The organism is Fulvitalea axinellae (genome assembly GCF_036492835.1).
Taxonomy (GTDB): Bacteria; Bacteroidota; Bacteroidia; order Cytophagales; family Cyclobacteriaceae; genus Fulvitalea; species Fulvitalea axinellae.
In genome coordinates, this window is the sequence record NZ_AP025316.1 from 319,866 (window position 1) to 335,567 (window position 15,702).

At 45.7% G+C, this 15,702-nt stretch carries 10 protein-coding genes; 8 read left to right on the forward strand and 2 right to left on the reverse strand.

Translation table 11 applies throughout. The features are described 5' to 3' along the window. Window positions 1-85: 85 nt before the first annotated feature. Both AABK39_RS21880 and AABK39_RS21885 read left to right on the forward strand, forming a co-directional pair. Window positions 86-1,645 carry a M20/M25/M40 family metallo-hydrolase gene (locus tag AABK39_RS21880; RefSeq protein WP_338395128.1) on the forward strand — a complete coding sequence of 520 codons (1,560 nt, stop codon included), beginning with the start codon at window positions 86-88 and terminating at the stop codon, window positions 1,643-1,645. Between the two features lie 150 nt (window positions 1,646-1,795). After that, window positions 1,796-3,112, forward strand: coding sequence for an MATE family efflux transporter (locus AABK39_RS21885; protein WP_338395129.1), 1,317 nt, complete (start codon window positions 1,796-1,798; stop codon window positions 3,110-3,112). A 196-nt stretch (window positions 3,113-3,308) separates the two neighbouring features. Here the strand turns inward: AABK39_RS21885 and AABK39_RS21890 are convergent, their stop codons facing one another. Continuing rightward, window positions 3,309-3,620 (reverse strand): hypothetical protein, encoded by a 312-nt coding sequence (locus AABK39_RS21890; RefSeq protein WP_338395130.1) that lies wholly within the window; start codon window positions 3,618-3,620, stop codon window positions 3,309-3,311. Window positions 3,621-4,651: 1,031 nt separating this feature from the next. On the opposite strand from AABK39_RS21890, the gene AABK39_RS21895 reads away from it, so the two are divergent. The 4 genes from AABK39_RS21895 to AABK39_RS21910 all read left to right on the forward strand — a co-directional run bounded on the left by AABK39_RS21895 (window position 4,652) and on the right by AABK39_RS21910 (window position 11,875). Then, complete coding sequence (locus AABK39_RS21895) at window positions 4,652-5,236, forward strand: RNA polymerase sigma-70 factor (protein WP_338395131.1); 585 nt, start codon at window positions 4,652-4,654, stop codon at window positions 5,234-5,236. 110 nt (window positions 5,237-5,346) lie between these two features. Then, complete coding sequence (locus AABK39_RS21900; RefSeq protein WP_338395132.1) at window positions 5,347-6,489, forward strand: FecR family protein; 1,143 nt, start codon at window positions 5,347-5,349, stop codon at window positions 6,487-6,489. Window positions 6,490-6,802: 313 nt separating this feature from the next. Next, window positions 6,803-10,126 (forward strand): SusC/RagA family TonB-linked outer membrane protein, encoded by a 3,324-nt coding sequence (locus AABK39_RS21905; protein ID WP_338395133.1) that lies wholly within the window; start codon window positions 6,803-6,805, stop codon window positions 10,124-10,126. Window positions 10,127-10,138: 12 nt separating this feature from the next. Beyond that, entirely contained in the window at window positions 10,139-11,875 is a 1,737-nt protein-coding gene (locus AABK39_RS21910; protein WP_338395134.1) for a RagB/SusD family nutrient uptake outer membrane protein, read from the forward strand. A gap of 187 nt (window positions 11,876-12,062) precedes the next feature. Here AABK39_RS21910 and eno read toward each other — a convergent pair whose 3' ends face one another. After that, a complete protein-coding gene (eno, locus tag AABK39_RS21915) occupies window positions 12,063-13,337 on the reverse strand; it encodes a phosphopyruvate hydratase (RefSeq protein ID WP_338395135.1) in 1,275 nt (424 codons plus the stop codon). 579 nt (window positions 13,338-13,916) lie between these two features. Here eno and AABK39_RS21920 point away from each other — a divergent pair. Together AABK39_RS21920 and AABK39_RS21925 are read left to right on the forward strand one after the other, a co-directional pair. Then, window positions 13,917-14,432: an RNA polymerase sigma-70 factor gene (locus AABK39_RS21920; protein ID WP_338395136.1), complete on the forward strand. Its 516-nt coding sequence runs from the start codon at window positions 13,917-13,919 to the stop codon at window positions 14,430-14,432. A gap of 103 nt (window positions 14,433-14,535) precedes the next feature. After that, window positions 14,536-15,660, forward strand: coding sequence for a FecR family protein (locus tag AABK39_RS21925; protein ID WP_338395137.1), 1,125 nt, complete (start codon window positions 14,536-14,538; stop codon window positions 15,658-15,660). Window positions 15,661-15,702 lie beyond the last annotated feature (42 nt).

Sequence of the window (15,702 nt, forward strand, 5' to 3'; positions counted from 1 at the left end):
ATGCTTGGCGGGCGTTTTGGCCAGCGGTAGAATATTTCCTTTAGGCCGGCGCTTCGGATTTTTCAATTCTCAATACAAGGAAATTATGCTTAAAGGATTTTTGAGTTTGGTATTGTCCCTTACGGTGATGGCGCCCATGTTGGCGCAATCAGCCAAGGACAGAGGACTAGAGGCCATTACCGAAGGCTCCGTGCGTGGTGCGCTGGAATATTTGGCCTCGGACTGGTTCGAAGGACGCGAGGTTGGGCGCCGAGGATCGTATATGGCGGCGGCTTATATCGAAAGCGTTTTCAAAACGCACGGCCTTGAGCCCGCTGGCGATGATGGAAGTTATTTTCAGAAAGTAACCTTGACAGAATACAAACCGGGCGAGAAGCAAATCTTGTCGGTAATCGGTAATGGAAAGCAAATCGATTTCGCCCACAAAGTGGACTTCAGCGTTACCTTGCCGGAGGTTGGTGGCATTTATGAGGCGCCCGTAGTGTTTGTGGGCTATGGCATGCCCGATGATTTCGAGAAAGCAGACGTTTCGGGTAAAGTGGTTTTCCGCCTGAAAGGTTTTCCGGGCCAAGCCGATACCGCCTCGGTAAGCTATAAAAAATACAAACCGGCGGGGGCAAGAGAATTACGTCGTGACAAGGACAAAATGGCTTTTGATGCGGGCGCTGTTGCGATTGTGGAGTTTGACCCTTCGAAAGATATTACCAAACGTTGGGCTTCTAATTTGCCTTTTAGGGTAAATGGCAAAGACTACGAGGGAGACAAAATTCGGGAATCGTTTTATGAGACAAAAGTAAAGTTGCACGGCGATACGTTGCGTCCAGAATTGCCGGTGGCGACGGTTAGCGCCAAAGTGGCAAACGAATTGGTATCTGGAAGTGGAATTAGCCTTAAAGGTTTCGCCAAGAAAGCGGAAAGCGCCTATAAGTTTAAAAAAGTGAAACTCGGGAAGAGTATTCGCTTGCAGACCAGCGTAGATTCTGAAATTGTGGTGTGCAGAAACGTAATTGCCAAAATTCAGGGCAAGGACGCTACGAAAACCGTAGCAGTGGGCGCTCATTACGATCATTTGGGCAAACATGACGGTTATATCTGGAACGGTGCCGATGACAACGCTTCGGGTGTAACGGCGATTTTGAATATTGCGAAAGCCTTTAAAGCTTCGGGCCAACAGCCGGACAAAACGATTTTGTTCACGGCTTGGACTGCGGAGGAAAAAGGCCTGAACGGATCGGAACACTTTCTGCGAGAGGCGGACCGCAACGGTTTGGAGATCGAGTATTATTTGAACTTCGACATGATCGGCCGGAACAGCTCCTGGGATCCGGAAGGGAACAAATGTATGATGCTGTACACCAAGGCCTTTCCGATTTTTGAGGAAACCAATAAGAGAAACAATAGCGGATACGATTTGAATTTGGACGTGTCGTACAGCAGAGTGGAGCGTCCGGTAAATGGCAGTGACCAAGCGAATTTCGCCCGTAGGGATATTCCGATTTTCTGGTTCCATACTTGGGGCCACCCGGATTATCACCAGCCGACTGACCATTCGGAAAAAATCAATTGGGACAAAATCATTAAGATCATCAAGGTGAGCTATCTGGATGTTTGGGATTTGACCAACGAAGGCGTGACGGTGCAGTAAGCATGTGTTTTTCTGGTAAGAGAGGCGTTATGATATTCGTAACGCCTTTTTTTGTGCTTATGTGTCTCGTTCTGAAAGGTCTCGCTTCATGATACTTGGCTTCCGTTACCCTTTTAGATAATTTTGCGACGGTCGCATCGTAAAGTGAGTATGAATCGAAGAATACTATCCCTTGCCGTTCCGAATATCATCAGTAATGTTACCGTCCCTTTGCTGGGGCTGGTGGATATGGCGCTATTGGGGCATCTGGAATCGGAGGCCTATTTGGGAGCCATTTCTTTGGGCGGAATGGTGTTTAACCTGCTGTATTGGGGTTTTGGCTTCTTGCGGATGGGTACCGCAGGCTTTTCGGCCCAAGCTTTCGGAAAAGAGGATTGGGACGAATCGGGTTTGGTAATGGCCCGTTCATTGTCGTTGGGTTTGGCTATCGGTATCGGCCTGATTCTGTTAAGAACACCGATTGGTAATTTGTCTTTCGGTCTTTTGCAAGGCGGGGAGGACGTATTGCGCTGGGGGCGTTCCTATTACGATATCCGGATTTTTGCGGCGCCGGCTACCATCGGCACTTACGCTTTGGTAGGTTGGTCCGTGGGAATGCAAAATACCCGTGTGCCTATGGCCGTAACGGTGTTGAGCAATGTACTGAATATAGTTTTTAGCGCAATTTTCATCTACGTTTTCGACCTAAAGTCCGATGGGGCGGCTTACGGTACGGTGCTGGCGCAATATGGCGGGCTTATTTTGGGCGTTTACGCATTACGAAGAAAATACGCCTTTGCGTGGAAGTGGCCTGATTGGGGGAAAGTGCTGGAACGTGTGGCGCTGAAGCGTTATTTCTCTGTCAACAGGGATATTTTTATCCGTACAATGTGCCTAATCGCCGTATTCAATTACTTCACTTACGCTTCGGCAGGCTTGGGCGATACGCTGTTGGCCGCTAACGCTTTGTTACTTCAGTTTACGTATTTCTTCTCTTATCTGATCGACGGATTCGCCTTTGCGGCGGAAGCCTTGGCGGGACGATATATGGGCGAAGGAAATCTGGATAAAGTTAAACAAGCTGTTAAAGTGCTGTTCGTTTGGGGACTTGGCCTTTCTTTGGCCTTTAGTGGCGTGTACGCATTGGCGGGAGAAGGGATTCTTTCTTTGCTGACATCCAATGCTAAGGTACTCCAAGCTGCTCATCCATATTTGATCTGGACATGGCTTATCCCGATTCTGGGCTTCGCTTCTTACTTGTGGGACGGGATTTTTATCGGGGCCACGGCCGGCCGGCAGATGATGTTGAGCATGATGGTCGCTTCGTTGCTGGTTTTCTTTCCGGTGTATTTCTCCCTGAAAGGAATATGGCCAAATCACGCTTTGTGGGCGGGACTTAGCGCTTTTTTGTTTGCGCGTGGTGTACTGCAAACCTTTATGGCGAAAGTTGCGGTATATGGGAAGTTAGAGGCCGTTCAGAGTAAATAAACTACTCGGAAATGATTTAATTGTCTAGGATTTAAAAAAATATTATTCTGGATCACACTCTTCCCGAATAAAATAAAAAGATAGACTTAGGGTTAAATCCAAAGCAGCTTACAGGCAAAAAAACCGTTTGAGGACACTCATCATCTTTATGATGGGTTTTATCAAACGGTTTTTTCTGTTCCGGATTAGGGGACAGCTAAAGTGGAATGCCTGCGAAATCGGTTTGCGAGGCTTCGATGCGGAGGTTTCTGATTTTGTGGCTATGGTCAGAGATAAGGGCGCGGAACTCAAATGGGCAGTCAACGCAACGCTCTCTGCTGGAATATACGGGACGCACCATTAGGTCGAAGCATCCGTAACCGGCCACTTCACGGAAGTCTTCGTCGTTGATGGGGCCTTTTTCGTCGATGTGAATATGCTTGATGAGGGTCATTTCAATACGGCCCTCCAAGGGAGTAAAGGCGGGGAGTTGTTCGCGGTCTAAAAATTCATAGATGGCTTTCGTCATTCTTTGTTCATGTAGATTCATGGCTTAAAAGATTATCGTGATCACTTGGTTTCCTTTGCGTATCACACCGCAAAGTTGATTCCCAAAATGATCTCCAATACTTTTTTAACCAACAATCTTTACTGTGTTCCATAGTGTAAGGTACGTTTTCCGAAGGATCGGAAGGGGTGTTGTCGGAAGGCTCGAAGTGATGGAGTACGGTTTTTATTTCGAAGAGTTCCTCAAGGCCGGAGAGGAAAAAACGGGTCGGATTTTTTTGGCTTTCCATAGTGACAGGTTTGAGGTTTGTTGTTGAAAATATACCTTTTAATATTCTTTATATCAAAAATATAAATCTAATACTTTCAAAAAACATATTATTTATTCTCTTATATGGAAAATAAAATCGATATAGGGTTATAATTTGACAAGCTTCGACCTTCCTGTATTTTTCAACGAAGAAAGATATACGCATACCGGTTATCATTTAAGAATATGAACACCTTTATCGACCGATAGCTTTTCGTTTTGGTTATGGCCGGTAATTGCAGGTCGAATTGATTTTGGCCGTTTTTCCTTTATCCGTCTACAATAAAATTTCCTTAAAAAATATTTTTCACGGATAATATAGTACTGGCTATATCGATCGGTTTGCGTTGTGCCTAGACGCTTATTTTTTAATCAGAAAATTAATCGCTTTGAGTGTGGAATGAGTCTTTCTTGATTATCGTGTGATTTCATCCCAGAAATAGGGGCGAATGCCTTATTAAGGGGGTAATCGTTTAGCTTAGGGTCTACTTTAGTAGGCAGGTGATAATATTGAATATGAAATAGCCGTATTTTTTTGTCATTAATTCATTTAATCACATACTTTAAGACTCCTTTTTAGACGACTTCCCATGTTGGCTTATGGGGAAGTCGGTGATTCAGTTTGTATAAACGATTTAGTATTACGGAAATAGTGTGGAGTTTCCGTGATGCGTAATGGTGTTTTGGAGGTGGCTTAACTACGAGCGGAACTGTTTATGAGAAAATTTTAAGTATAGGCGCCTATGTATGGTGACGATTTCTATCTGGAAAGGTTAAGGGAAGGAAGCCTGGTCGCTTACGAATATTTCTTCAATCGCTATAGTGGCGTGTTGTTCGGGTATGCTTTTCACTTGCTTCAGGACAGACAGGCGGCGGAAGACCTGGTGCAGGATGTATATTTAAAACTTTGGAACAATAAGGCAAAGCTGAGGCCCAGTGCGTCGTTGAAACCGTATCTTTTCCGTAGCGCTTTTAACGCTTATATGGATATGCGCAGACATTTGGCCGTAAGGGAGAAGTTTGACCGGCGTTTTTTTGTGGAACCGGAACGGACATCGGACGATAACGCCGATAGTCCCATGATAATAACCGAGATGGGCGAGCGCATAACGGAGGCTTTGGATACTTTGACCGAGAGCCAAAGGGCCGTTTTTGTGAAGTGTAAGATGGAAGGAAAGAAATATAGTGACGTGGCAGAAGAAATGGGGGTCTCTATAAAAACCGTGGAAGCCCATATGACCAAGGCTAAGAAAAAGTTGGGCGTCGCTCTGCGTGATTACGCTCCGGCAATAACGGTTGTGTTGTTGTTGGGACGTGATTTTTTATGATTGAAAAATTATCGAACACCTTTGCGGATCAACTTTGTGAATTTTTTTTGAAAAAAGGATTAGGGTAAAATTAAATCTTGCCGTAATAGCTTTCGGACAGGCTAAAGGATATGATGAAAGACGAACGGATCAGGTTTTTGGCAGATAAACATTTGTCAGGCCAATTGGGGGAGGAGGAGCTAACTGAGCTAGGTGGTCGTCTGGACTCGGATCCGGATCAGGCCGAAGTGTTTGCCGAGATGATGTCGGAGGCCTTTGCCGGAACTGATGCTCCTGCCGGGCTTTGGATAAAGTTAAAGGGCCAAGCCCAAAAACGGGAGAGAAGAATAAAGCTAAGGCTTTGGCTAGGCAGAGTGGCGGCGGGCTTGGCCTTGTTGGCCGTGGCTTTTGTCGGCTATAGGTTTGCCGCCGATAAAGCGATGGAAGACTCTCGCCTTGCGGAAAGCCAAGAGGTGGAACTGTTGCTGTCCGACGGAACCAAGGTGCCTTATAGCGCGCTGAAAGACAGTTTGTCTGAGGTCTCCGGGAAAGGTTTCATCCGTAGTCTTGACTCCGGGAGTACGCTGAATTACGAAAAAGACGGTTTCCAGAGCCTTAAAGAGACTTATAACACGATTAGGGTTCCTAGCGGTAAGCGTTTTGCCCTTCGTTTGTCGGACGGAAGCAGGCTTGTTCTGAATTCCGAGACCGAGGTTCGTTATCCGGTGGTGTTTAAAGGAACGGAACGGAATATCGAACTTTTGGCAGGAGAGATATACTGTGTTATCGCAAAAAACAAGATACGGCCCTTTCATGTAAGTACAGACCGTTTGAAGCTAAGGGTGCTGGGGACGGAGTTTAACCTGAGTGCTTACAAGAACGAAAATATTAGCCGGGCGGTGTTGGTGGAAGGTAGTGTCGGTATTCTGCCCCGCGGTTCGTTTTATGACCCTAAAAAGGCCGTAGTGCTAAGTCCGGGACAGGCTTTGTCTTATAACCGAACGACAAAGAAAGTAATCAGGAGCAATGTGGACGTAGGGCTTTATACGGCATGGAAAGACGGACGGTTCGTATTCCACGATATGCCGCTGGACGAAATTTTTGGAAGGGTGGAGCGCTGGTACGGCGTAAAGATTAACAGCGAGTTCCGTTTGCCGGGCGAACTGTATCGCGGAGAGCTTGATGAGGAAACCGTGGATGATGCGATGGAGGCGCTGTCGTATCTTTGCGGGTTCAAATACAAAAAAGATTCAGATGGTTTTGTCGTATGGTAACCTTTTGGTTTTTAGATATTACAGGCCTTAATCCTGAGTCGGAATAGTTCAAAATAATAGCCTATTAAAGTTTTTAGAGGCTAAAAAAGAGGGGAATATAAACCCGAATAAAATTTTTTATTAACCAAAAAAGAGAAAGGAGGTCTATAGGCGAAAGAAAACTTACAGATCCACACCTAACCAAATAACAAGAGGCGGTTGTGGGACCGCCCCTTGAGGTACTTTTAGATTAAAGTTCCATTATTAACTTTCTAAAGATATGAATGATTTTTACAAAACTCCTTTCGTTTTACGGCGAAAGGCAGGATTTCTTTTGTTTTTATTTTTGATGATTACCATTGTCAGCTCATCGGCAGTGGCCGAAAAACGGATAAAGGTGAGCCTAAACTTCTCTTCTCAGCCACTGGAAGAAGTGGTGAGGGAGATAGGTAGACAGGCGAATAAAAAAGTTCTTTATAACAATTGGCACTTGAGCCGTTACAGTACGGTGACGATTGAAGGAACCTTTTACTTTGACGAGGCCTTAAAAAAAGTTTTCGAAGCTTCGGACCTTGAGTATAAGGTGATTAAGAACCATATAGTTGTAAAGAAGAAAAAAGCGAAGAAGGCGCCTCTGGAAGTCAAAACAGTAGAGGTTCAGCAACAAACTCAGAAAGTCACGGGAAATGTGACCGATAAAGAAGATGGCGGAGGGTTGCCTGGAGTCAGTGTAGCTGTAAAAGGGACTACCCGTGGTATGGTGACTGACGTAAACGGAAAGTTTTCGTTGGAGGTGGAGCCCGAGGATATTCTGGTATTCAGTTTTGTAGGTTATAAAAACCAGGAGATCAAAGTTGGTAACCAAACGAATATTAATGTGTCTTTGGAGCCGGACCTTGAGCAACTGGAAGAAGTTGTGGTAATCGGATACGGTACTCAGAAGAAAAAGCATATTACGGGAGCGGTGGCTACACTGAAAGGCAAGCAATTGGTGAAAGCTCCAGCCACTAATATGGCTACGGCCTTGACCGGAAAGCTTCCGGGGGTTATCACCAGACAAACTTCCGGGGTGCCTGGAGCCGAAGGTATCAGATTGAGAATTAGGGGGGTAACATCATATAAAAACCATGATAAAGGCGAACAAAACCCTTTGGTAATTGTGGACGGAATCGAGCGTCCGTTCTCAAGGCTTGATCCGAACGAGATTGCTGATATTAGCGTACTTAAAGACGCCGCCGCAACGGCTATTTACGGCAGGCGTGGAGCAAACGGCGTACTTTTGATCACCACGAAACGTGGCCAGGAAGGGAAGCCGTCGTTTGAGTACAGCGGGCGCTTCAGCATTCAGAAAAGAACCCGTGAGGTGGAAGCGATGAGCGCTCCGGAATTCGTACGTTACTATAACGAAGCTAAGATAAACGACGGCGAGGACCCTGCCTTCAGTGACGAAGTGGTGGAAGCGTATCAACGTGGGGAACTTCCGGGATATAATTGGCTAGACGCCCTATTGGACGAAACCGCACCTCAACAGCAACATAATTTTTCTGCGTCAGGCGGTTCCAAAAAAGTCAAATACTTTGTTTCGTATGGATACTTAGACCAAGAAGGCCTTTACTCTACGGTAGGGTATAACCAGAATAACCTAAGAACGAATATTGATACGAAATTTAGCGATCGATTAAGCTTTTCGCTTGACCTCGCCGGAAGAATAGAGGAGAGGTCAAATACTTCGTATGATAGGGGTATTTATGAGACTGCAATTTATGCCCAACCAATTTTAAATCCTTTGCCGAATGTGCCGGGTGTACCCGACGCATTGGGATATAATGGTTTTAGCGGTTCACCGATTGGACAGGCGGAAAGGAGCGGTACGAAGGACCGGAATAAAACCTATTTCCAGTCGAATATATCTTTCAAATACGATATCCCCGGCGTGAAGGGGTTAAGTGCCAAGGCATTGTTTTCTTATGATATTCTGAATGAGAGGGAAACAAATTTTAATAAGCCCTATACATGGTATGAATATAACGAAACAACTGACAAATTTACGGAAACCAAAGCTTTCGAAAATAATGATATCCTATCAAAGGAGTATAGGAAGCAATGGGTAGAAAAGACACTTCAGTTGAACCTTTCGTATAACAGGACTTTCGGAGATCACAACGTTAGCGGTTTGGTATTGTTGGAAAGGCTCGAGAATGATTTTAATGAAATTTCTGGAGAGCGAAAGGGATATATTTCCACATCGATCCCGTACTTTTTTGCCGGAGACGAAGGTAATGACAAGAACAACTCGAAAGCGACTGAATCAGCCTCTTTAGGTTGGGTAGGAAGGCTTTCCTACAACTATAAGGACAAGTATATGATCCAATTCAATTCCCGAATTGATAAGTCCTTCAAGTTTGACGAAGAGTATCGTACGGGATTTTTTCCTTCTGTTTCGGCGGGATGGCGTATATCATCCGAACCGTTTATGAAAGCGTTACCTTTTGTAAGTAACCTTAAGGTTCGCGGTTCGTGGGGACAGGTTGGTAATGACAATGTGCCTTCATTTAAATATCTCGCTACATACAGCTTTAGAGATGGAACAGTAATGGACGGGATTTGGAAACCGGGTATTAAAAACGATGGAATACCAAACCCGACTATTACTTGGGAAACGGTGACCAGCCAGAATATCGGTATTGACGCCGGATTCTTTGAGAATAAGTACGAGTTCGAACTTGACTATTATTGGAGAACAACGACGGATATCCTCGATAAACCGGACGCTGTGGTTCCGGCCACATATGGTGGAGATATCGCTGAGCAACCTCTCGGGGAATTTGACTCATGGGGTATTGACGCATTGGTTCGCCACCGTAACCAAATCGGGAAATTGAAATATTCCGTATCTGCCAATGTAAGTTGGTATGATAATAAAGTGGTGAAGAAGGCGGAGTCTGAAAATGTTAACCCCGCATTATCGGCCATTGGCAGAAGAGTGGGACAACGTAAGGGCTATATTTCCGAAGGGTTGTTCCAGACTCAGGAGGAAATAGACAATCACGCCAAGCAACCTTGGGGCGAAGTTTTTCCAGGCGATATCAAATACAAGGATATCAACGGCCGTGACGAAGAAGGTAATCTGACAGGAAAGCCTGATGGTAAAATCAATGGTGATGACAAGACCATAATCGGTACCAGTGGATTCACCAATTTCGTATATGGTTTTTCGCTTAGCGCAGAATATGAAGGGTTTGACTTTCAAGCGAATTTCCAAGGAGCTACGAACTATACCAGCCATATAAGGATGGGAACATTTACCAGAGATGGAAATGCGCTTAAGGTAAGAGGAGACTCTTGGCGCCCTGGAAACGAAGATGCCAGATATCCGCGAATGGTAATTGGTAGTGCTTCTAACAACACGCAGGATAGCGACTTTTGGATGCAGGAGATATGGTACCTCAGGCTAAGGAATATAGAGTTGGGGTATAATTTCGACAAGTTTGCTTTTGTAAAGAAGGCGGGGCTGAAGAAGGTTCGTGTCTTCGCTTCGGGTACCAACCTCTGGACATTGACCAATGTGGATTGGCTTGACCCTGAAAGTGCGGGATCGGGTATTCAGTACTATCCGCAGATGATTAATATGTCGGCAGGTATTCAAGTAGGGTTTTAACGCAGAAAGAAGATGAAAGCAAAATATTTACTTTTCGTATTGTTGTTGTTGGCCGGAACGGCTTGTGACGACGATTTCTTGAACAAACCGCCTAAGGATAAAATTAATAGCGACGCGGTGTTTAAGGACATGGATTTGGTTCAGGCTAACCTTAACGAAGTGCTGGGGCGTCTGCCAAGTGGCCATTTTGAAGGAGGAAAAGGTTATGGACGATACTATATGTTGGGAAGTATCACTGACGAGGCGCGTTCAAAAAGCGGTTGGGTAAAGTCGAACAAAGTGATAATCAAAGGTGCGCTGTCGCCTACCCTATCTTCGCATAATGATACTGGTTTAGGTAATTGGAATGATCTGTATAAAGACATCCGCGCTGTTCATGATTTGATGAAGGGCTTGGAAGACTCGCCACTTGATGAGGAATTCAAGAATAAGGTTCTAAACCAAGCTCGTTTTGTTAGGGCTATAAAGTACTTTGATTTGGCCCGTCGATATGGTGATATTCCTTTGTTGAAGGAGGCCCAAGATGTTCCTGATGACTATGCGGACCTTTTCGTGCCTAAATCCAAGCAATCGGAAATTTACGCTTTTGTTAAAGCGGAATTGGACGAAATCGCTACACAACTTCCCAAACTGTCCGATACGCCAAGTGGTGGAATCAGCCGTCAGGCCGCTATTGCGCTGAATGCCCGTACAATGCTTTACGCTGAGCGTTGGGCCGAAGCGGCCGCTTATGCCGATCAGCTCATATGGGGTGACGCCAACGACGGTTTAGACCTTTATAAACCTGAACCCGCTACGGCTGAAGAGGCTGTGGCCAATATGCGTGAGCTTTTTATTTCATTAGGTGGAAATACTGAGACTATCTTGGAGAAAAATTATCTGGAAGGCTCCCGCAAACATTCCTTCGATTATGGCAATTGGCCAGTCCGCTGGAGGGGAAATAATGGAGGACAGACTGACCCGACCCAAGAATTGGTAAACGCTTTCGAAATGCAAGCGACTGGTCTCCCAATAGATAATCCGGCTTCCGGATATAACCCGGAGGATCCATATAAAGGAAGGGATCCCAGGTTTGATATGGCCGTGTACCACCATGGGTCTCCAGGACCTGAAGGGGTGGCCCCACGAAGTGGGGAGCCTTTTATCGATATGGAATGGAACAAGAAAAATGAGGGACCCGGCACGATCAAGGACGGTAATGCTTCGATCACGGGCTATTTGGTCCGGAAATTTGTCGACCCTAGAAATGGGTTCTACCCTAGAGAGAGTTTTACTTCTTGGCAAGAGTTCCGGTTTGCAGAGATCCTGTTAATCTATGCCGAAGCCGAGAACGAGGCTAATGGCCCGTCGGCCAAAGTGTACGAGGCTATAAACCGAATCAGGAGAAGGGCGATGATGCCACCTTTGAAAGCCGGTTTGGACAAAGAAGGTATGAGGCAAGCTATTCGTCATGAGCGCCGAATCGAATTGGTGTTCGAGAGCCATCGCTGGTTTGACCTTATTCGTTGGCGAATTGCCCGTGATGTGTTGGACGGTTATGAGCCTATGGGCGTAAAGATCGAACGTCGTGAGGGAGCGCCTACAGTGGCCGAACAGGAATATCTCTTTGATCCAAGCCAATTGAAGTTTAGTTATTTCAAAGTAGGCGGACGCTCTCAGGTATTCCCGGAAAGTCATTACCTATTGCCTATACCGCAAAGCGAACTCAATAAGTTCCCTGAGCTAGGGCAGAATCCGGGGTATGACTGATCAAATCGAATAGTAATAGAAAGACGATTAATAACTATGGTATTGCTTGCCTAGACGGTATCAAGAAATAGGCGTATATAGTTTAGGCATATATAATTGTAGTTGAAAACACTCATTATCGCAGGCCTCTTTTAGAGGTCTGCGATATTACGTTAGAGACTTTCGTTAGTGATAATCCTTTTAACTTTTAACTCCAACGATACTCGGAGTGGCCCTTTAACTCATGCTCGATTTCCAGAAGCCTGTTATATTTTGCGAGGCGCTCGCCTCGGCACGCTGATCCGGATTTTAAGTGACCGCCGTCCATTGCTACGGCGAAGTCAGCCAAAAAGCTGTCTTCCGTTTCTCCTGACCTGTGCGAGAGAAAGTATCGCCAACCGGCCTCCCGGCACATTCTCACAGCGTCAATGGTTTCCGATACCGTTCCTATCTGGTTCAGTTTGATCAGGGCCGCGTTAGCTGTTTTCAGTTCTATTCCTTTTGATATAAACTTTGTGTTGGTTACGAATATATCATCACCAACAACTTCGATGCGGTCTCCATACTTTTTCGTGAACTGCGCAAACCCTTCCCAATCGCCTTCCGACAAAGGGTCTTCCCATAATATTATCGGATAGTTGTCTAGCCATTTTCCCGTAAGGTCTATAAGGTCTTTGGACAGGGCTTTACCTTTGCCTGACCATTTCAGGTCATATTGATTATTAAGGTTCGGGGAAAAAGAATTTGCGGCGCTGTCGATACCGATGGATAAGTCTTTTCCGGGTTCGTACCCTGCCTCGCCGATAGCTTGGGTTATCAATTCCACAGCCTCCTCATTACTTTTGCAGTTTGGGGCGAAACCGCCTTCATCGCCTACGCTGGTGGCCAAGCCCTTGCGGTTAAGGATGCTTTTCAGGTGGTGGAAGGTTTCGGAGACATAGCGCAACCCTTCCCTGAAGTTTGGCGCACCGTCAGGAATCAGCATAAACTCCTGAAAGTCGACGCTGTTGTCCGCATGCTCCCCTCCGTTCAGAATATTCATACAAGGCACGGGAATGCGGGGCGTGCCGGCTCCGCCGAGGTATTGGTATAATGGCAAGCCGGAAATATTGGCGCCAGCCCTGGCTACGGCCATGGAGACGCCCAGTATTGCGTTGGCCCCTAATCGGTCCTTGTTTTCAGTGCCGTCAAGCCTAATCATTACGTCGTCGATAACTCTTTGGTCGGTGGCCCACTTTCCGGTTAGGGCGCCGGCTATTTCCGTATTTACATTCTCTACTGCTTTCAATACGCCTTTGCCCCCATAGCGGTCTGCTCCGTCCCGGAGCTCAATAGCCTCGTTACTGCCGGTTGAAGCGCCCGAAGGAACTGAAGCCGTGCCTAGAGTGCCGTCTTCCAACCGGACATAAACCTTTATGGTAGGATTCCCCCTTGAATCCAGAATTTCAAGGGCGGATACCGAGCTTATTTTCGAGTTCTTCATGGGAATATATTTTCCCTAGAACCTCCCGCAAATGTGTTTGTTCTTCCTTGGACTGTTGAGTCCTCCGCAATAGCGCTATTGGCTTTTGCCAATCAGAAAAACTTATTGATCGATGGGGATTTACTTTTTTGAAGAGTATAAATTCGAGTACAATTTTAGACTTATATCTCTTTGAAACTATTAGTGGTATTCAGTCTTGTGAGTTATTTCTCAACAAGGAGCATCTCGGTAAGTAATACTAAGCCCTTATAACAAAACGTAATGTGGCGGATAGCAATGATAGGTATCAAAAATGAATACGACTATCAATCTCATCCAATACCATTCATCCCCCCATAGTCTGACACCCATCCATTCCACTCCAAATCAAAGGGTATAAATCGTTAAATACCGTTGCCGTTTTATCAATTTGCTCAATCTCACTATTCAAAGACGATACTTTTCATACCTGATCGCAAAAGTATTTTTTGGAAACTCAAGCCTCGGTTACGGGGTCATATGGTTTCCCTTTTTGCTAAAATCCCCCGTGGTCGAACCAGACGAGCACTGATATAAACCAACACATCACTAATAAACGGAATGAATGAAACGAATATCTACAAACACACGCTAGAGCGATATTTCCGGGAATACTATGGCCCCCTTTGCCGTTTTTCGAATTATTATGTTCGAAACGAGACCTTGGCCGAGGATATCGTGCAGGAAGTTTTTTGCGATATCCTTAGGCGCGTGCCGGTGGTTTTGAGAAGCGGTTCGGTAAAGACCTACCTACAGTCGGCGGTGTATAACCAGTGCATGAAGGCTCTGAACCGTGAGGCCGATTCCCTGATCACGGATATGGATCTTTATGATATGGACTTGCCTGATGGTGAAGCGGACGGTATAAGTGATGAAAGTGGTGTTAGGATGAGGGAAATAGAAAGTACCGTTGTGGACTTGCCTGACAAGTGCCGTGAGATTTTTGTCCTGAGCAAATATGAGGGGCTGGAAAACCGTGAAATCGCTGATTATAAGCATATATCGGTCAAGACTGTGGAGAATCAAATGACGAAAGCCATTAAGTTTATTCGGGAACGGCTGAAGGCGAATCATTGAGCCGGAATTCTTTTTTCGAAAATATTTTCCGCATGCGTAGGGGTAGTATTATGATTTTGGAACTAATAGAAAAGTCGTCGGGATAATCGGCGATACAACTGTGATGAAAAGGAATAAGAAAGGATTGCATATCAGGCATTTGATCGAAAGTATGGGTGGTGAGGCCAATGCCCGTACGGAAGAAAAGGTCAAAGCTTGGAGCAAACGAGCAAAGGAGAACAAAGAAAGAGCGGAGGACTTAAACGAAGCCCTTCAAGCATTTGACGATCATTCGGGAGAGTCGCCCGAAAACGTATCGGCAATCTGGCAAACAGTAGTGGAACGTTCGCAGGAAGCCAAAAGGAAAAAAAACCGTAGGCGTTTCGTTTATATTGGAATTGCGGCGTCTTTGGCGGTTCTATACATTACGGTTCCGTTGCTTACACGCTATTTGGATAATAGTAATATGGCTGAGGATCAGATTGTCCTGATTACGGAATCGGGTGATAACGTGACCTTAGCGAACCAGGAGGAAGCGATTTGGGTTGATGTCCGAAAGGAGATGGAAGGCGATAAGCCTGGGAATGAATCAGCGGAAGCGGAGATTTCGTGGAATACGATTCGCATTCCGAAGGGAAAACGCTATCGCTTTATTTTGGAGGACGGCACGACTGTGCATCTCAACGGAGACAGCGAGTTCAGATTCCCAAGCCACTTCCCTTTAGGCAAACGGGAAGTTCATCTTGTAGGAGAAGCCTTTTTCGATGTGGAAAGGAATGAGGATAGACCGTTTAGTGTAAAGGCTGGCAAGATGGATGTTGTGGCCTTGGGGACGAGCTTTAACGTGTCGAATCGAAAGGGAGCCGATATGGTTCGTTCAACGCTGGTGAGCGGAAAGGTACGAGTGGATGCGTCAAACGGTGAACGAATCACGCTTGAGCCTGGGGAGCAGGCGTCTTTAGTGGCGGGGGCTAGTGTACACAAACGGCGAGTGGATACGGAACTGTACACCTGTTGGATGGAAGGCAAGATGATTTTTCGGAGGGAAAAGTTTGAGCGGATCAAAGTAAGGTTAGAGGATTTTTACGGATTGGAGATCGATAACCGGAACAAGGAGCTAGATGCTAGACATTTTACCTTGGTAGTGAAGGAGGGGCATGACATCGGTTTCGTGTTGGAAGTAATCGAAGCCTTGTATTCCGAGGATATTCGCTTTGAAAGGAAAAAAGGAAAGGTGATAATCCACTGAAATACGAATGGCAACGGCCATTAACAAATACGGGGAATCGGA